Source organism: Sphingomonas sabuli, from assembly GCF_014352855.1.
Classification (GTDB): domain Bacteria; phylum Pseudomonadota; class Alphaproteobacteria; order Sphingomonadales; family Sphingomonadaceae; genus Sphingomicrobium; species Sphingomicrobium sabuli.
Window position 1 is genome coordinate 1,797,199 of record NZ_CP060697.1, and the last position, 17,610, is coordinate 1,814,808.

The following is a 17,610-nucleotide window of genomic DNA, read 5'->3' on the forward strand; positions in this document are numbered from 1 at the left end:
GAGGGGATAATCGCATGGTTAGTTTTTCGGCTCGTACGATGCTGCTTGGCTCGGCCGCGGCAGCGGCTTTGATCGCGTCGCCGGCGCTGGCGCAGGAAGCACCGCCCGCCACCGGCGACACCGCGTCCAATCAGGAAACGCAGGCGGAGCCGGCGCAGGCCAACGACCAGGAAATCGTCGTCACGGCCCGCCGCCGCAACGAAGTGCTGCTCGACGTTCCCATCGCGGTCACGGCCTATTCGGGCGAACAATTGTCCCGGCAGGGGGCGCTCGACATCACCGACGTCGGCGACACCACGCCCAACGTCACGTTGGAAACCTCGCGCGGCACCAACACCACGCTCACCGCCTTCATCCGCGGCGTCGGTCAGCAGGACCCGGTTGCCGGCTTCGAACAGGGCGTCGGCATCTATCTCGACGACGTCTACCTCAACCGCCCGCAAGGCGCGGTCCTCGACATTTACGATGTCGAACGGATCGAGGTGCTGCGCGGTCCCCAAGGCACGCTGTACGGCCGCAACACCATCGGCGGCGCGATCAAATACGTCACGCGCCGACTGGCCGCCACGCCGCAGTTCAAGGCGCGCACCAACCTCGGCCTGTACGACCAGGCGGATCTCGTCCTGACGGCCTCGGCGCCGGTTGCCGACGCGCTGCGCATCGGCGGCTCGGTCGCGCGATTGAGCCGCAGCGGCTGGGGCAAGAATTACACCACCGGCGAGGCCAATTATAACAAGGACATCTGGGCAGCGCGTGGCACGATCGAGCTGATCCCGACCGAAACCGCCTGGCTGCGCCTGTCCGGCGACTACACCTGGGACAAAAGCAATGCGCGTGGCGGGCATCGCCTGATCCCGTCGATCCTGACCAAACAGCCGGTGCTGGACGACGTATTCGACTCGCGCGGCGGACTGACCGATCCCAAGCAAAAGGTCACCGGCGGCGGCGTCGCGCTGCACGGCGAGGCCGAACTCAACGACTGGCTGACCGTCCGGTCGATCACCGCCTACCGCAAGGACAAGAGCGCGACCCCGATCGACTTCGACGCGCTGCCGTCGATCGATCTCGACGTCCCGGCCATCTACCGCAACAAGCAGTTCAGTCAGGAATTGCAGGCGGTGATCGACCGCGGTCCGCTCGCCGGCGTCGTCGGCGCTTATTATCTCGACGCCAACGCGCAGAACATCTTTGACGTCCGGCTCTACACGCTTGGCGCGCTGATCGGGGCGCCCGGCTTCACCGCCGCGACCTTCGGCGATGTCGATACCAAGACCTGGGCGATCTTCGGTGACTTCACCTACGATTTCACGCCGCAGTGGAGCGTGTCGCTCGGCGGCCGCTACACCAACGACAAGCGCCGGGCGCAGGTCCTGCGCAAAAGCTACATCCTCGGTGGGTCGCCGGAACTGGGCGGCGATGCCGGCTATGGCGCGGGCATCCCGATCGCGACGACCTCAGACTTCTCGGGCCGCCGCACCGACACGGCGTTCACGCCGCGCGCGTCGGTGACGTACAAGCCGAACCGCAACCACACGATCTACGCCAGCTTCTCGCAAGGTTTCAAAGGCGGCGGCTTCGACCCGCGTGCCCAGTCGACGCAGGCGCCCGTTCAAACCCCGGCGGGCATTTACGATTACATGGCGTTCGAGCCTGAAAAGGTGAACAGCTACGAACTCGGCTGGAAGGCCGCGCTCGGCCGGCTGCAGGTCGCCACGGCGATCTTCAACGCCGATTACAAGAATGTGCAGATCCCGGCGTCGGTCGGCTGCATCGTCAACGGCGTCACCAACTTCTGCGGCCTGACCACCAATGCGGGCAAGGCGCGTTTCCGCGGGCTCGAGATCGAGGCCAATTATGCGGTGGCGGAGAATTTCGCGGCGGCGGGCGACAAGCTTAGCCTGGCTGGAACGCTCGGTTATCTCGACGCCAAATACCGGGAATTCCTGACCATCGTCACCACCTCGCCGGCCGGTGCGGTGATCCCGCCGACGGAAATCAACCTGGCGCCGTATCGCAAGGTCCAGAACACGCCCAAATGGACGATGAGCGGCTCGCTCGATTACACCACGCCGATGGCCGGCGGCCGGCTCAACCTCAATTCGACGCTGTCGTACCGCAGCAAGAGCCAGCAGTTCGAACTGCGCACGCCGATGCTCGACCAGAAAGGCTATGCTCTGCTCGACGCCAACATGGTCTGGCGGTCCGGCGACGGCCGTTATGAAGTCGGGCTCCACGGCAAGAACCTGACCAACACCAAATACATTACCGCGGGCTACAACTTCCTCACCCAGAACATCTATACGGGTGACTTCGTGCTCAATCCGCTGACCGGCAATCCCATTCCCGCCGGCGGCCTTGGGCAGGAAGGGGTGCTGACCGCTTATTATGGCAATCCGCGGCAGATCTTCGTCTCGCTCGGCTTCAACTTCTAAGGCGGTCGGACCGGGACGGGAAACATGACCGGCTTCGTTGAGCGCTCGTGGGCGTCGCGGGACGGCCTGCGGCTCCACGCCCGCGATTATGCGGGGGCCAGCGGCGACTGCCGCTTGCCGGTCCTGTGCCTCCACGGCCTGACCCGCAACAGCCGCGATTTTGAGGAGCTGGCTCCGCGGCTGGCCCAGGGCGGGCGACGGGTGATCGTGCCCGACACGCGCGGCCGCGGCCTGTCGCAATGGGACCCGGACCCGGAAAATTACGCGCCGAAGGTCTACGCCCGCGACGTGCTGGCGCTGATGGATGGGCTGGGCATCGCCCGCGCGGTGTTCATCGGCACGTCGATGGGCGGTCTGATCACGATGACCCTGGCCGCGCTGCGCAGCCGGGCGATCGCGGCCGCGGTGCTCAACGACGTCGGTCCGGAGGTCGGGCAGGCGGGACTCGACCGCATCCTGTCCTATGCCGGAAAATCGGTCGAGATCCGCACGTGGCAGGACGCGGCGGACTATATCCGAAGCATCAACGCCGTCGCCTTTCCCGAATATGGCGCCGAGGATTGGGACGTGTTCGCCCGCCGCACCTTTCGCGAAAAGGACGGCAAGCCGGTGCTCGATTACGATCCGGCCATCGCCATTCCGATGATGAAGGGGCAGGTGAAGAACCGCAGCCTGATCGCCAGCCTGCTGTTCCGCCGCCTGGCGCGCCGCCGGCCGACCCTGCTCGTGCGCGGCGCCTTGTCCGACCTCAATCCCGACGCCGTCGCCGAACGGATGATGAAAGCCGCGCCGTCAATGCAGGTCGCGGTGGTGCCGGGCGTCGGCCATGCGCCGACGCTGTCGGAGCCGGTGGCGGCGAAAGCGATTGACGACTTCCTCGCGTCCGTGCCTTGACTAGACCATGACCGACGACCGCAGCAGGCCGGCCGCGCCCGGCAATTCGACGATGCTTCTTGGGCTGCTGCTGCTCGCCTACGTGTTCAACTTCCTCGACCGGCAAATCATCAGCATCCTCAAGATCCCGATCAAGGCGGAACTTGGGCTGACCGACACGCAGCTTGGGCTGATGGGCGGCATTGCCTTCGCCAGCGTCTATTCGACCCTTGCCATTCCCATCGCGCGCTACGCCGACCGCACCGGGCGCCGGGCACAGGTGATCGGCATTTCCGCGGCGGTGTGGAGCCTGTTCACCGCCCTGTGCGGCGCGGTCACCAGTTTCTGGCAATTGTTCATCGCGCGGATGGGCGTTGGCGTTGGCGAAGCGGGTGGCGTCGCGCCCAGCTACGCGCTCATCTCCGAACATTTCCCGCCCGGCAAGCGCGCCCGCGCGCTCGCCATCTTCAGTCTCGGTATCCCGATCGGCTCGGCGCTCGGCCTGTTCTTCGGCGGCTGGCTGGCGGAAGCGATCAACTGGCGCGTGGCTTTCGCCATCATCGGCCTCGCCGGCCTGCCCGTCGGCTGGCTCATCGCCACTCGCCTGCCCGAAGCGCCGGTGGCGGAAAGCTCACCCGGCGTCCCCGTCGACCAGCCGCCATTCTTCGCGGTCGCCCGCGAACTGGCCGGCCTTCCCAGCTTCTGGCTGCTGTCCTTTGCCGCGGCCTCGGGGTCGGTCGGCGGCTACGGCCTCGCTTTCTGGCTGCCGTCCTATTTCAGCGAGGCGCTCGGCCTGTCGCTCGGTAGCATCGGCACGTTTTTCGGAATCATCGTGCTGGTCGGCGGGATTGCCGGCATCTTCCTTGGCGGCGCCATTGCCGACCGCCTCGGCGGGGCGCGCATCTCGGCCTACGCCGTCACGCCCGCCGTCGCCTATTTGCTCACCGCGCCGCTGTTTGCCGGGGCGATGCAGGTCGAATCGCAATTGCTCGCGGGCGCGCTGTTCACGCTGGCCTATGCCGTGTCGCTGGCCTGGCTTGGCCCGATCATCAACGCCATCCAGTCGCTCGTCGAACCGTCGCGGCGGGCGACCGCATCGGCGTCCTTCCTGCTGATCAACAATCTGATCGGAATCGGCTTCGGGACGTTCATCTTCGGGTTCATGGCCGATTATCTGCGGGAAACGCACGGCGACCAGGCGATGCGCTATTCGATCCTTTACGGCCTCGGATTTTACGTTCTGGCGGCGGTTCTGGCCTTTCTTGCCGCCCTCACGCTGAAGCGGGACGCACGCAACGCGTCACTATGAACGTCGCAGAAATCTGCGGTTCACGAACATGCGCTAGGGTGAAGACGAGTCCCGACGAAGCGCCATATCCCGCGGGAACGCGGTTGAGCCTAGCTTCGTTATTTGCCTGAACTAACGGAGTTTTGATCATGAAACGTCTGATTCTTGCGGCCGGCGTCGCGGCGCTGGCGATTACCGTGCCCGCATCTGCCAAGCCGGGCGAAAAGGGTGGCCATCAGGGCCACAATGCCGGGCAGGCCCAGAAGGGCGGCGGCAACAAGGCGAATGCGCGTCAGGCGCAGAAGCGCGCCCAGGCGCGTCAGGAAGTTCGCCGGGAAGCGCGTCAGGATAACCGACGCGAAGCCCGTCAGGACAACCGTCGCGAAATCAAGCAACGTGCCGCGGCTCGCGAGAACCGTCAGGATCTTCGCCAGGCGCAGCGTGCGAACGAGCGTCGTCTCGACCAGCGCCGTGAGGCCTTGGTCGAACGCCGGGCCGATGCCCGCAACCGTCTGGTTGCGAACCGGATGGAGGCGCGCGACCGTCTGGCCGAACGTCGCCGCGATATAGCCGATTCCCGCGACAACCGGGCGTATCAGCTTCGCCGTCTGGCCAATGAGCGCCGCATGGCGCTGGCCGAGCGCAACTGGAATGCGCGTAACCGCCAGGCGGTGTGGAGCAGCGATTGCCCGCCGGGCCTCGCCAAGAAGCAGGTCGCCTGCATGCCCCCGGGCATTGCCAAGCGCCTGGTTGGTGAACCGATTAGCCTGGTTCGCCGGGAAGTCGCGTTCCGCGACATTCCGACCCGCCTGCGCACGGTCTATCGCGACACGCCGGACTATTACTACAAGTACGGTAACGGTTACGTGTATCGCGTGAACCGGTCGAACGACCTCGTCAGCTCGCTGCTGCCGCTGTTCGGCCTGGGCCTGGCGACCGGTCAGGTGTTCCCGCAGGGGTATAACAACTATGCGATGCCGTCGGCTTACCAGCCGTTCTACCCGGCCTCGGCGCAGACGAACTATCGCTACGCCAATGGGTACATGTACGAAATCGATCCCTATTCGCGGACGATTCAGAACGTGAACCCGATGCTGGGCTACGGCTACGGATACGGGCAGATGCTGCCGGCCAACTATTCGGTCTACAACGTGCCCTATCAGTATCGCGGCCTGTATGCGGACAGTGGCGACAATTACTATCGCTACGCTCCGGGGTCGATCTACCAGGTCGATCCGCAGACCAGCCTGATCACCGGCATTGCCGCCCTTCTGGGCAATGGCATGACTATCGGTCAGCCGCTTCCGGCGGGTTACGGCGTCTACAACGTGCCTTACGACTATCGTATGCAGTACGTGGACACGTCGAACGACTGGTACCGCTATTCGGCCGGTAACATCTACCGCGTCGACCCGACGACCCAGCTGGTGACGGCCCTCGTCGCGTCGATCCTGACCTAAAAATCAGGCGATGGATCACAATCGGCCCCGCACGCGTTGCGGGGCCGTATTGTTTTTCGGAGCAGGAGAATATCGAATGAAGAAGTCGCTTCCGCTTTTTCTGTGCGCGGCGGCGCTCGCGGTTGCCGGGTGCAACAACGAGGGCGATGCCGATACCGCAGCCCCTGCAGGCAATAACGGCGAAGCCGCTGGCGAGGGTGGCGAACAGACCATCTCCGCGTCGGTCGACCAGAACAGCAAGTTCTTCCAGGCGGCCAAGGCCACCGGTCTCGACGCCACGCTCAACGGCCCCGGACCCTACACCATCTTGGTTCCGGACGACGCGGCCTTCACCGCCGCCGGCACCGGTCCGCTGAGCGATCCGGCCAATACCCAGAACCGGGCCGAGATCACCCGTATCCTGACCTATCACATCCTTCCGGGCGTGATCTTGGCCGAGGACATTTCGAAGGCCATCGACAACAATGACGGCAAGACCGTCCTGGCGACGATGGGCGGCGAAACGCTGACCGCCACCAAGGAAGGCGACAAGATCGTCCTCAGCGATTCTGCCGGCAAGAAGGCGACCATCGGGCAGGCGGACCAGAAAGCGTCCAACGGCGTCATTCATCACGTCAATGCGGTCCTGTCACCGGCTCCTGCCGGCGAGGCGCCAGCGGACAACGGCTGACGCCAACCTTCAAATCGCGCGCACCTAGCCTCTGGCAAGCCGGCGAAGGCTCGCTATAACGGGCGGACCAATGACACTGGACGGGGGCAGGGGCGCGCGATGAAGGCGACGATTGAACGGGCGACACTCTTGAAGAGCCTCGGCCATGTCCAGTCGGTCGTGGAGCGCCGCAATACCATTCCCATCCTCTCCAACGTCCTCATCGAGGCGGGGGAGGATAACAGCCTCCGGCTGATGGCCACCGACCTCGACCTGCAGGTCGATGAAAGCGTGCAGGCGAATGTCGGCCAGCCGGGCGCGACCACTGTTCCCGCCCACACCCTGTTCGACATCGTCCGCAAGCTGCCCGAAGGCAGCCAGGTCGAACTGAACGTCGCGGACGGCAAGATGCTGTTGTCGGCCGGCCGCTCGCGCTTCCATTTGTCCACCCTGCCGCGCGACGACTTTCCGGTGATCAGCGAGGGCGAACTGCCGACCCGCTTCGAACTGCCCGCGGCCACGCTGCGCCAGATCATCGACAAGACCCGCTTCGCCATCTCCAGCGAGGAAACCCGTTACTATCTGATGGGCATCTTCCTCCACGTGGCGGACGACCAGCTCAAGGCCGCGGCCACCGACGGTCACCGGCTCGCCCGCGTCGTCCTCGCCAAGCCCGATGGGGCGGATGGCATGCCGGACATCATCATTCCGCGTAAATGCGTGGCCGAATTGCGCAAGCTGCTCGAAGAGGTCGAAGGCACGGTCGAGATTTCGATGTCCCCGACCAAGATCCGCTTCGGCCTGGGCAGCGCGGTGCTGACCAGCAAGCTGATCGACGGCACCTTTCCCGACTACAATCGCGTCATTCCGACCGGCAACGACAAGCTGCTGAAGCTCGATCCCAAGACCTTCGCGTCGGGCGTCGACCGCGTTTCGACCATCGCCAGCGAAAAGACCCGCGCGGTGAAGATGAGCGTCGATCGCGACAAGGTGACATTGTCGGTGACCTCGCCCGAAAGCGGCACCGCGACTGAGGAACTGCCGGCCGATTACGGCTCCGACGGCCTCGAGATTGGCTTCAACGCCCGCTACCTGCTCGACATCCTCGGCGAGATCGAAGGCGACACCGTCGAGGTCCACCTCGCCGACGCGGCCGCCCCAACCCTGCTGCGCGAAAGCGACAAATCGAACGCGCTCTACGTGCTCATGCCCATGCGGGTCTGAACGGCGCCCTGCGCGTGACTGCCAATCCCGGGAAAGCCTTGGCCGCGATCGCCCTTCTTGTCGCAAGCCTCGTTTGCGCTTTCGTTCTTGGCCGGTTGCAGGTCGAACCGGAGCTTCGCCTGATCCCATCCTTCATCCTTACATTTTGCGGAATCCGTTTGCTCACATGCCTGACCACCCAGGCTGGGCACGGCACTCGGAGATAGCCCCACCTTGCCTGCGCGCCGTGCTGCCGCGATGACAGCGCCGTGCACGTCTCCCGCCTCTCGCTAAGCAATTTCCGCTCCTATGCCGACGCCGTGCTCGACGTGGGCGGCGGTTTCGTCCTGCTTCACGGCGACAATGGCGCGGGCAAGACCAACCTGCTCGAAGCGGTGTCGCTACTGTCGCCCGGGCGCGGGATTCGGGGCGCGCCGCTGTCCGACATGGCGCGCCAAGGCGGGGACGGCAGCCTCGCGGTGGCGGCGCGGCTCCGGTCGTTCGTCCCGAGCGAAGTCGAGGGGCGCGTCTCGACTGCGCTCGACACGAACGAGCTTGGGATCGGCGTCGGCACCCTTCCCACTGCCCCCGACCGCCGGGAAGTGCGGATCAACGGCGCCTCGGCCTCGGCCAATTCGCTGGCGGAATGGCTGTCGGTGCTATGGCTGACCCCGGCGATGGACCGGCTGTTCGCCGGCACGGCGGGCGACCGGCGGCGCTTCCTCGACCGGCTGGTGCTCGCGCTCGAACCCGGCCATGCCCACCACGCCACCCGCTATGACGCGGCCATGCGGTCGCGCAACAAGCTGCTGTCCAGTGACGACCGCCCCGATCCGCAGTGGCTCGACGCGCTGGAAATGCAGTTGGCGGAGCATGGGAGCGCCCTTGCGTCCGCGCGCGCCCGGGCCGTCGCTGCACTGGCCGATCGCACCGCCGACGCGCCCGACGACCAGTTTCCGCGCGCCGGCATCGCGCTGGACGGCTGGAACGGCGGCGATCTCGCGGCCCAGCTGCACGCCGGCCGCTCGCGCGACGCCGCCGCCGGACGCACCCTCGTCGGCCCGCACCGCCAGGATCTCGTCGTTACCCACCGTGCCAAGGCCATGCCCGCCGCTCAATCCTCCACCGGGGAGCAGAAGGCGCTGCTGCTTGGCCTGGTTCTCGCTCACGCCGACCTGGTCGCCGAACGCCGCGGCGCGCCGCCGGTGCTGCTGCTGGACGAAGTCGCGGCGCATCTCGACCCCAAGCGACGGGCGGCCCTGTTCGCTCGTCTCGAAGGGCGCGGACAGGTGTGGATGACCGCCACCGAAGCAGCGCTGTTCGACGGCATCGGCACCGCCTCGCGCTTCCACGTCAGCCCCGGTGCGGTAACCCCCGGCTGAAACGGTGGACTTTTCGCCTTTCCGCATTATATTGCACTGCAACACGAGGCGCTTTCTGAAAGCGGCGTGATCGGCTCAACGCTTCGGCGGTAACCGGCCCGCGCCTCCAATCCATGCTCTCCTATTCACGCGGGGCGCTCTTTTCAGCCCGCTAGCGGCGCGCCCAATCGGCAGCGCCGCCCGCGACATTTGTTTGGAATATTCTCATCATGTCTTTCATGTCCCTGGGGCTTTCGAAGCCCCTTCTCGATGCGCTCGCCGCAAAGGATTACACCAAGGCGACGCCGATCCAGGCGCAGGCCATTCCGACCGTCCTCACCGGCCGCGACCTGCTGGGCATCGCCCAGACCGGCACCGGCAAGACGGCCGCGTTCATGCTGCCCGCGCTCGACCGGCTGGCGGCCAATCGTCCGCAATTCCTCAAGCCCGGCCAGATCCGCATGCTGGTGCTCGCGCCGACTCGTGAGCTTGCCTCGCAGATCGCCGACAGCGCCCGCGCCTACGGCCGCTTCAGCAACGCCAGCGTCGGCGTGATCTTCGGCGGCGTGCCCAACGGCAAGAGCGTTCGCGCCGTCAGCCGCGGGCTCGACGTGCTTGTCGCCACGCCCGGCCGCCTGCTCGACCTCGTCGACCAGCGCGCACTGAGCCTTCGCGAGCTCGAAATCCTCGTCCTCGACGAGGCCGACCAGATGCTCGACCTCGGCTTCATCCACGCGTTGAAGCGGATCGTCGCGCTGGTGCCGAAAAAGCGCCAGACCCTGTTCTTCTCGGCCACCATGCCGAAGGCGATCAAGCAGCTTGCCGACCAGTATCTGACCAGCCCGGCCGAAGTGTCGGTTACGCCTACCGCGACCACCGTCGATCGCATCGACCAGAGCGTGACGATGGTGAACCAGCCGGAAAAGACCGCGCTCCTGATCCACGAGCTCAAGAGCCGCGACGTCGAACGTGCGCTGGTGTTCAGCCGCACCAAGCATGGCGCCGACAAGATCGTCCGCTATCTTGAAGCCGCGGGCATCGCCTCCGCCGCCATCCACGGCAACAAGAGCCAGCCGCAGCGCGAACGCGCCATCGCTGCCTTCAAGGCCGGCGAAATTCCGGTCCTCGTCGCGACCGACATCGCCGCCCGCGGCATCGACATTCCGGGCGTCAGCCACGTCGTCAATTACGACCTGACCGAAGTGCCGGAACAATATGTCCACCGCATCGGCCGCACCGCGCGCGCCGGCGCCGACGGCATCGCCATCGCTTTCTGTGCGCACGAAGAACGCGGCCTGCTGCGCGATATTGAGCGCACCACCCGCCAGAAGATCCCGGTGACCGCGTTGCCGGCCGAATTCGGCGCGATGGTCGAAGCGTTCAAGCGGCTTAAGCCCGCGCCCAAGTCCAGCGGTAACGAAAGTGCGGGCCGCGGCCGCTATGGCCAGGGCCGTCCGGCCGTGAAGGCGGACCGCCGCGCCGACGGCCAGCGCCGCCAAACCCGCAACGACGGGCAGCAACGCCACCCCAAGCGCGCCGGAGCGGAAGATCACACCGGCAAACGCCGCGACGATCATCGCGGCGAAGGTCAGCGCTCATCCTATCGGCCGGAGGCCTACACCGACACCGCGGAGCGCCCGGCGCAACCGCGCCAGGACCGTGGTCCGCAAGGCCCCGGCGCCGGCCGACCCAAGCGTCCGTTCCGCGGCCGTCGCGGGCGGTCAGGCGGGACCAGAGCGGCCTAGTCGAACAGCATTTGAGCTCAGTAATCGCCGTTACATTCGGGCCCTGTAATGCGGTCGGTTTCAGGGTCGTATGTGAATTGGATCTGCCCGCAACCACCGCCGCTCATAAGCGGCAGATCGATCTGATCTGGTAGCCACATGCGCGTGCCAGCCTTTGCGAGGATAGCACGCCCCTGTCCGTTGCAGGGGAATGCGACTGAGGTATTTTGAGAGCAGAATTCACTGACGGATCGCACAAAGTTTTCGCCATGAATGACGTAAACTCCACGAATTTTGCCGTCTTTGGTTGGCGCAAAGTATCTCGAATAAAGACCTATCCGCGCAGACCCCTCCGGAAGGACAACCTTCTGCTCAATTCTCGTCATTGTTTGGAGATGTGGTTCGGTAGCGCGACCGCATCCCGCCAAAACGATCAGGCCCAACAATGTTGCAGTTCGCATCCTCATCTCCGTTAGCCGACCTCGCGTACGCGTACGCGTACGCGTACGCGTGCGCGTGCGCGCGTGACTTCTCCTGTGAAATGCCTATATAAATCCCATGGCAAACGACCCCAATCAGAACAGTTACGGCGCCGAATCGATCAAGGTGCTCAAGGGCCTCGATGCGGTGCGCAAGCGGCCGGGCATGTACATCGGCGATACCGACGACGGGTCGGGCCTCCATCACATGGTGTTCGAGGTGTCGGACAACGCCATCGACGAGGCGCTGGCCGGACATTGCGACAAGGTCCTGATCACGCTGAACGCCGACGGATCGGTCTCGGTGACCGACAACGGGCGCGGTGTCCCGACCGACATCCACAAGGAAGAGGGCGTATCGGCGGCCGAGGTCATCATGACCCAGCTGCACGCCGGCGGTAAGTTCGACAACACGTCGGACGAGAATGCCTACAAGGTGTCCGGCGGCCTCCATGGCGTCGGCGTGTCCGTCGTCAACGCGCTGTCGGAATGGCTCGAACTGACTGTGTGGCGCGACGGCAAGGAACATTGGATGCGCTTCCGCCACGGCGATGCCGAGGCGCCGTTGAAGATCGTCGGCGACGCCGATGGCCAGAAGGGGACGCGGGTCACGTTCCTGCCCAGCCCGGACACGTTCAAGATCACCGAGTTCGACTTCGACCGCCTCGAGCATCGTTATCGCGAGCTCGCGTTCCTCAATTCGGGCGTGCGTATCATCCTGGCCGACGAGCGCCATGACGAGCGCAAGGAACATGACCTGTTTTACGAGGGCGGCATCGCCGCCTTCGTGCGCTATCTCGACCGCGCCAAGACCGCGCTCATCCCCGACCCGATAGCCATCCATGGCCAGCGCGACGATGTCGGCATCGACGTCGCCCTGGAATGGAATGACAGCTATTACGAAAACGTCCTCGCGTTCACGAACAACATCCCGCAGCGCGACGGCGGAACCCATCTTGCCGCCTTCCGCGCCGCGCTGACCCGGACGCTCAACAATTATGCCGACCGCACCGGCCTGCTGAAGCGCGAAAAGGTCAACCTGTCGGGCGAGGACATGCGCGAAGGGCTGACCGCGATCGTATCGGTCAAGCTGCCCGACCCCAAGTTCGGATCGCAGACCAAGGACAAGCTGGTCAGCTCCGAAGTGCGCCAGCCGCTCGAAAGCCTGATGGCCGACAAGCTCGCCGAATGGCTCGAGGAAAACCCGGCCCACGCCAAGACCATCATCCAGAAGGTGGTCGACGCCGCCGCCGCGCGCGAAGCCGCCCGCAAGGCGCGCGAAGCCAGTCGCAAGTCGGCGATGGGCGTCGCCTCGCTGCCGGGCAAGCTGCACGACTGCTCGGAACGCGACCCGGCCAAGTCCGAACTGTTCCTGGTCGAGGGCGACAGCGCCGGCGGCTCCGCCAAGCAGGGCCGCGACAGCAAGTATCAGGCGATCCTGCCGCTCAAGGGCAAGATCCTAAACGTCGAGCGCGCGCGCTTCGACCGCATGCTGTCGTCCAAGGAAATCGGGACGATGATCCAGGCGCTCGGCACCGGCATCGGCCGCGAGGAATTCAACCTCGACAAGCTGCGCTATCATAAGATCATCCTGATGACCGACGCCGACGTCGACGGTGCGCACATCCGGACGCTGCTGCTGACGTTCTTCTACCGCCAGATGCCGGACCTGATCGAGGCCGGGCACCTCTACATCGCCCAGCCGCCGCTTTACAAAGTCAGCCGCGGCCGGTCGGAAGTCTATCTGAAGGACGATCCGGCGCTGGAGGAATATCTGGTCGACACCGGCCTCGACGGGCTCGTGCTCGACACGGCCGAAGGGCCGCGCACCGGCGCCGACCTGCGCACCCTCGTCGACCATGCCCGCCGCGTGCGGACGCTGATGCGCTATGCGCCGCGCAAATATGATTATGCGCTGCTCGAAGCCCTGGCGCTCAATGGGGCGCTGGCGCCGGACCTCAGTGTCAAGGCGCATGAAAAAGCCATTGCCGACGCGGCCGCCTGGCTTGATTCGCATGACGAGGATTCGACCTGGACCGGCGTCACGACCGAAGACGGCGGCTATCTGCTCAAGCGCCTGTGGCGCGGCGTGACCGACGCCTACATCATCGAAAAGGCGTTCCTTGCCTCGGCCGAGGCGCGCAAGCTCCACGGCCTCGCGGCCGAACAGTCGGCGGTCTATGCGAAACCGATGCAGCTGCGCACGGTGAAAAAGGGCACGGTCGTCACCGAAGAACAGAAGCCCGAGCCCATCGAGGGCGCGGATGCCGACGAGCAGCCGACCGAGGCCGAAACGGACAAGAAGGCGGTCATCGTCACGCGTCCGTCCGAACTGCTCGACGCGGTGCTGGCCGCGGGCCGCAAGGGCCTGTCGATCCAGCGCTACAAGGGGCTGGGTGAAATGAACGCCGAGCAATTATGGGAAACCACGCTCGACCCGTCCAATCGCTCGCTGCTGCGCGTGGAAGTCGCCCAGGCCGATGTCGCCGACGAAATCTTCACGCGCCTGATGGGCGACGTCGTCGAACCGCGCCGGGAGTTCATTCAGGACAATGCGCTAAGCGTCGCCAACCTCGACGTTTGAGGAACCGCACCGGCTGCGCGATGTTGCCTGCCCAGTGACCGGCCACACCCTCACCGTCGCAAGCTACAATATGCGCAAGGCGATCGGCACCGACCGCAAGCGCAATCCCGGGCGCGTGCTCGAGGTGCTGCGCGAGCTGGAAGCCGACATTGTCGCGTTGCAGGAGGCCGACCGGCGCTTCGGCGGGCGCGCCTCTGCAGTCCCGCACGAACTGATCGAATCGCATGGGCTGTACAAGCCGGTGCACCTTGGCGTCCGCCACAAGCGGCCGATGGAAAAGGCGCGCCAGCATGCGGAGCGCATCTTCAACGTCGATACGCGCAATATCGGCTGGCATGGCAATGCCCTGCTGGTGAAGCGCGACGTCGAATGCATGTATTGCGTCGCGCTGGAACTGCCGACGCTGGAACCGCGCGGCGCGGTGATGGCGGAACTGCTTCTGCCTGGCGACCGGCCGGTGCGCGTGGTCGGCATGCACCTCGACCTGTCGGGCCTGTGGCGGCGGCGGCAGATGCGCGCCATCCTCGATGCCGTCGCGGCGCGGCCGCAGCCGATGCCGACGATCATGATGGGCGATACCAACGAATGGCGCGTCGCCGGCGGGTGCCTGAAGGAATTGCCGCAAGGCTTCCGCATCGTCCCCACCGGGCCCAGCTTCCATTCGCGCCACCCGGTCGCGATGCTCGACCGGATCATCGTCGACGGGGCACGGATCGATGCCGGCGGAGTGCATATGAGCCCCGCCGCGCGCATCGCGTCCGATCATTTGCCGATCTGGGCGCGGCTTAGCTTTTAGCCCAGCCCGGCGATCTTGCGCTGGCGGCGGCGCTGGACCGACGACCCGATGCCCAGCAATTCGCGATATTTGACCACCGTCCGGCGGGCACAGTCGAAACCGCGCTGCTTGAGCAGCGCCGCGATGGCGTCGTCGCTCAGCACCTCGGCCTCGCGGTCGATGATCTCGCGGATCGCCGACTTGACCGCTTCCGCCGACGCCCCGTCGCCCTCGCCGTCGCTGGACGCGACACCGGAACGGAAGAAATATTTCAGCTCCACCAGCCCGCGATCGCACAGCAGATACTTGTTTGTCGTCACCCGGCTGACGGTCGACTCGTGCATGTCGATCGCCTCGGCGACCTGGCGCAGGGTCAGCGGCTTTAACGCCTCCGCGCCGCGCTCGAAGAAGCCCTGCTGGGTCTTGACGATCTCCGACACTACCTTGACGATCGTCCGGGCGCGCTGGTCGAGCGCCTTGACCAGCCAGTTGGCGCTGGCGAGGCATTCGCTCAGCCACGCCTTGCTGGCCTTGTCCTGCGGCCCCTGGCGAAGCTCCTGGTAATAGCGGCGGTTGACCAGCAGCCGCGGCAGCGCGGCGCCGTTCAGCTCGACGAGAAACCCCTCGCGAGTGCGGCGCACGAACACGTCCGCGGTGACCTGTTCGACGGCCTCGGACGAAAAGCGGCTGCCCGGCTTGGGATCGTAGGCGCGCAGCTCCGCGACCATGTCGGCCAGATCCTCGTCATCGACCCCGCAAATCCGCTTGAGGTCGTTCATCCGCCCGCGTGCGAGCAACTCCAGATTGTCGATCAGGCGCGCCATCGCCGGGTCGTAACGGTCCGCCGCTTGCGCCTGCAGGGCCAGGCATTCGGACAGGCTGCGCGCACCCACGCCCGACGGATCCAGATCCTGCACCAGCCGCAACGCGTCTTCCACTTCGGCCGCCGTCGCGCCGGTATCGCGGGCGATGTCGGCAATCGGCGTCGACAGATATCCGTTGACGTCCAGCTGGCCGACGATGATCTCCGCCAGTGCCGCCCGCGGCCCGGACGCGCCGTGCAACTGCCCTTCCAGATATTCGGCCAGCGATGCGGCGGTCGCCTCGATGCGGTCGAAGTCGAACTCCTCGCCGCTGCCCGACGCCACGGTGACATCGGCGAAACTGTCGTTCTGCAACGCCTCGCCGTTGAAGTCGTAATCGAGCGGCCGGTCGTCCTCGCCCGCGCCGGGGATCAATTCGTCGGTCAGCGACGGCGCGTCGCTCGGGGTTTCGCCGGCCTCGCCGGGATCCTCGCCATCGTCGCTGCTGCCCACGTCCAGCAGCGGATTTTTCGACACTTCCTCGGCAATCGCCGCTTCCAGCTCGACGTTGCTCAGCGCCAGCAGCTTGATCGCCTGCGCCAGCTGCGGCGTGAGCACCAGCTGCTGCGATTGGCGGATCTGGATGCTTGGACCGAGGCCCACGGCGTTCCCTTACAGTGCGAAGCTCTCGCCAAGGTACAGACGGCGCACCTCGCTGTCTGCAACAAGCGCCTCCGGCGTGCCGGCGAACAGCACCTGGCCGTCGTAGATGATGCAGGCGCGATCGACGATATCGAGCGTCTCGCGGACGTTATGGTCGGTGATCAGAACGCCGATGTCGCGCTGCTTCAACTCGCGCACCAGTTCGCGGATGTCGGCGATGGAAATCGGGTCGATGCCGGCGAACGGTTCGTCCAGCAGCATGATCGACGGGTCGGCCGCCAGCGCGCGGGCGATTTCGCAGCGCCGCCGCTCGCCGCCCGACAGGGCCATCGCCGCGCTGTCGCGCAGGCCGGTCAGGCCGAACTCGGCGAGCAAGCGCTCCAGCCGCTCCGACCGGGCCTGCGCGTCGGGCTCGGACACTTCCAGCACGGCGACGATGTTCTGCTCCACCGTCAGGCCGCGAAAGATGGACGTTTCCTGCGGCAAATAGCCAAGCCCAAGGATCGCCCGGCGGTACATCGGCAGGTCGGTGATGTCTTCGCCGTCAAGGAAGATGCGGCCGGCATCCGGCTTCACCAGGCCCATGACGGAATAGAAACAGGTGGTCTTGCCCGCGCCGTTGGGGCCGAGCAGCCCGACCACTTCCCCGCGCCGCACGCCGAGCGAGACGTCGTGCAGGACCGCGCGATGGTCATAGGCCTTGGCGATCGAGCGGACTTCGAGCCCAGCCGTGACGGGTACGGCCTGATCGTCGTCGGGCCGGGTGACGAGGCGTTCCTCGTTCATAGGGGTCAGCTGCCGCGTTGCGGGACGGTGAAGCGCCCGGTGACCCGGCCACCGCTCTGGTTCACCCCGGCAGGTCCGCCGTCGATCACGGCCCGGCCGCTGTTGAGGTCGATGACCAGCCGCGACCCGGCGATGCGCGAACCGCCGCGCGACAGGACGACGCCGCCGATCAGGGTGATCAGCTTGCGGTCGAGGTCGTAGACGCCGAAATCGCCGCGTGCGGTTTCGGACGGGCTGCGCACGGTCACTCCGCCGCTGGCGTCGAGGCGTTGGATCTGGATTCCGCCGGCGCTTTCATAAGCGACGGTCAGCCGCGCGGTGTCCATCGTCAGGTCGCCCTGAACCACATGAACGTCCCCGGCGAAGATCGCTCGGTCGGCACGGTCCTGCACCTCGATGCGCTGGGCCGACACGTCGACCGGCGCATTGCTGTTGTGCCCCTTCAGCGCCGAAATCGGCTCCTGCGCCTGCGCAAGGGCGGCAATTCCGGCACAACCGGCGGCGATCAGGGTCAATACGGTGCGGCGCAT

General features: G+C 65.8%; 13 protein-coding genes. 10 read left to right on the top strand and 3 right to left on the bottom strand.

Annotation, left to right across the window (positions count from 1 at the left end; translation table 11 throughout):
* Positions 1 to 14: 14 nt before the first annotated feature.
* From H8M03_RS08975 to H8M03_RS09020, 10 genes are all read left to right on the top strand, one after another.
* Positions 15 to 2,432: a TonB-dependent receptor gene (locus H8M03_RS08975; protein WP_187479111.1), complete on the top strand. Its 2,418-nt coding sequence runs from the start codon at positions 15 to 17 to the stop codon at positions 2,430 to 2,432.
* Positions 2,433 to 2,456: 24 nt separating this feature from the next.
* Positions 2,457 to 3,326, top strand: a complete 870-nt coding sequence (locus tag H8M03_RS08980) for an alpha/beta fold hydrolase (RefSeq protein ID WP_187479112.1) — start codon at positions 2,457 to 2,459, stop codon at positions 3,324 to 3,326.
* Between the two features lie 7 nt (positions 3,327 to 3,333).
* Positions 3,334 to 4,614: a spinster family MFS transporter gene (locus tag H8M03_RS08985; protein WP_187479113.1), complete on the top strand. Its 1,281-nt coding sequence runs from the start codon at positions 3,334 to 3,336 to the stop codon at positions 4,612 to 4,614.
* Positions 4,615 to 4,742: 128 nt separating this feature from the next.
* Complete coding sequence (locus H8M03_RS08990) at positions 4,743 to 6,053, top strand: hypothetical protein (RefSeq protein WP_187479114.1); 1,311 nt, start codon at positions 4,743 to 4,745, stop codon at positions 6,051 to 6,053.
* 76 nt (positions 6,054 to 6,129) lie between these two features.
* Positions 6,130 to 6,723: a fasciclin domain-containing protein gene (locus tag H8M03_RS08995; RefSeq protein ID WP_187479115.1), complete on the top strand. Its 594-nt coding sequence runs from the start codon at positions 6,130 to 6,132 to the stop codon at positions 6,721 to 6,723.
* 99 nt (positions 6,724 to 6,822) lie between these two features.
* Positions 6,823 to 7,926 (top strand): DNA polymerase III subunit beta, encoded by a 1,104-nt coding sequence (gene dnaN / locus H8M03_RS09000; protein WP_187479116.1) that lies wholly within the window; start codon positions 6,823 to 6,825, stop codon positions 7,924 to 7,926.
* 248 nt (positions 7,927 to 8,174) lie between these two features.
* On the top strand, positions 8,175 to 9,287 hold the full coding sequence (recF, locus tag H8M03_RS09005) for a DNA replication/repair protein RecF (RefSeq protein WP_187479117.1): 1,113 nt from the start codon (positions 8,175 to 8,177) through the stop codon (positions 9,285 to 9,287).
* Between the two features lie 209 nt (positions 9,288 to 9,496).
* Positions 9,497 to 11,011 (top strand): DEAD/DEAH box helicase, encoded by a 1,515-nt coding sequence (locus tag H8M03_RS09010; protein WP_187479118.1) that lies wholly within the window; start codon positions 9,497 to 9,499, stop codon positions 11,009 to 11,011.
* 537 nt (positions 11,012 to 11,548) lie between these two features.
* Positions 11,549 to 14,053: a DNA topoisomerase (ATP-hydrolyzing) subunit B gene (gyrB, locus tag H8M03_RS09015; protein WP_187479119.1), complete on the top strand. Its 2,505-nt coding sequence runs from the start codon at positions 11,549 to 11,551 to the stop codon at positions 14,051 to 14,053.
* Positions 14,054 to 14,087: 34 nt separating this feature from the next.
* Positions 14,088 to 14,849, top strand: a complete 762-nt coding sequence (locus H8M03_RS09020; RefSeq protein WP_343070852.1) for an endonuclease/exonuclease/phosphatase family protein — start codon at positions 14,088 to 14,090, stop codon at positions 14,847 to 14,849.
* Here the strand turns inward: H8M03_RS09020 and rpoN are convergent.
* From rpoN to H8M03_RS09035, 3 genes are read right to left on the bottom strand one after another with little or no spacing between them, the layout of a single operon-like run.
* Positions 14,846 to 16,294, bottom strand: a complete 1,449-nt coding sequence (gene rpoN / locus H8M03_RS09025; protein ID WP_187479120.1) for an RNA polymerase factor sigma-54 — start codon at positions 16,292 to 16,294, stop codon at positions 14,846 to 14,848. The genes H8M03_RS09020 and rpoN overlap by 4 nt on opposite strands.
* 9 nt (positions 16,295 to 16,303) lie before the next feature.
* On the bottom strand, positions 16,304 to 17,080 hold the full coding sequence (gene lptB, locus H8M03_RS09030) for an LPS export ABC transporter ATP-binding protein (RefSeq protein ID WP_187479121.1): 777 nt from the start codon (positions 17,078 to 17,080) through the stop codon (positions 16,304 to 16,306).
* A 5-nt stretch (positions 17,081 to 17,085) separates the two neighbouring features.
* On the bottom strand, positions 17,086 to 17,610 hold the full coding sequence (locus H8M03_RS09035) for an LptA/OstA family protein (RefSeq protein WP_187481021.1): 525 nt from the start codon (positions 17,608 to 17,610) through the stop codon (positions 17,086 to 17,088).

Excerpts from the sequence above, each read along its gene's own strand:
- H8M03_RS08995 (WP_187479115.1), top strand. The coding sequence starts at position 6,130 with ATGAAGAAGTCGCTTCCGCTTTTTCTGTGCGCGGCGGCGCTCGCGGTT.
- H8M03_RS08980 (WP_187479112.1), top strand. The coding sequence starts at position 2,457 with ATGACCGGCTTCGTTGAGCGCTCGTGGGCGTCGCGGGACGGCCTGCGG.
- lptB (WP_187479121.1), bottom strand. The coding sequence starts at position 17,080 with ATGAACGAGGAACGCCTCGTCACCCGGCCCGACGACGATCAGGCCGTA.
- H8M03_RS09035 (WP_187481021.1), bottom strand. The coding sequence starts at position 17,610 with ATGCGCCGCACCGTATTGACCCTGATCGCCGCCGGTTGTGCCGGAATT.
- H8M03_RS08985 (WP_187479113.1), top strand. The coding sequence starts at position 3,334 with ATGACCGACGACCGCAGCAGGCCGGCCGCGCCCGGCAATTCGACGATG.
- dnaN (WP_187479116.1), top strand. The coding sequence starts at position 6,823 with ATGAAGGCGACGATTGAACGGGCGACACTCTTGAAGAGCCTCGGCCAT.
- H8M03_RS09010 (WP_187479118.1), top strand. The coding sequence starts at position 9,497 with ATGTCTTTCATGTCCCTGGGGCTTTCGAAGCCCCTTCTCGATGCGCTC.
- H8M03_RS08975 (WP_187479111.1), top strand. The coding sequence starts at position 15 with ATGGTTAGTTTTTCGGCTCGTACGATGCTGCTTGGCTCGGCCGCGGCA.
- H8M03_RS08990 (WP_187479114.1), top strand. The coding sequence starts at position 4,743 with ATGAAACGTCTGATTCTTGCGGCCGGCGTCGCGGCGCTGGCGATTACC.
- gyrB (WP_187479119.1), top strand. The coding sequence starts at position 11,549 with ATGGCAAACGACCCCAATCAGAACAGTTACGGCGCCGAATCGATCAAG.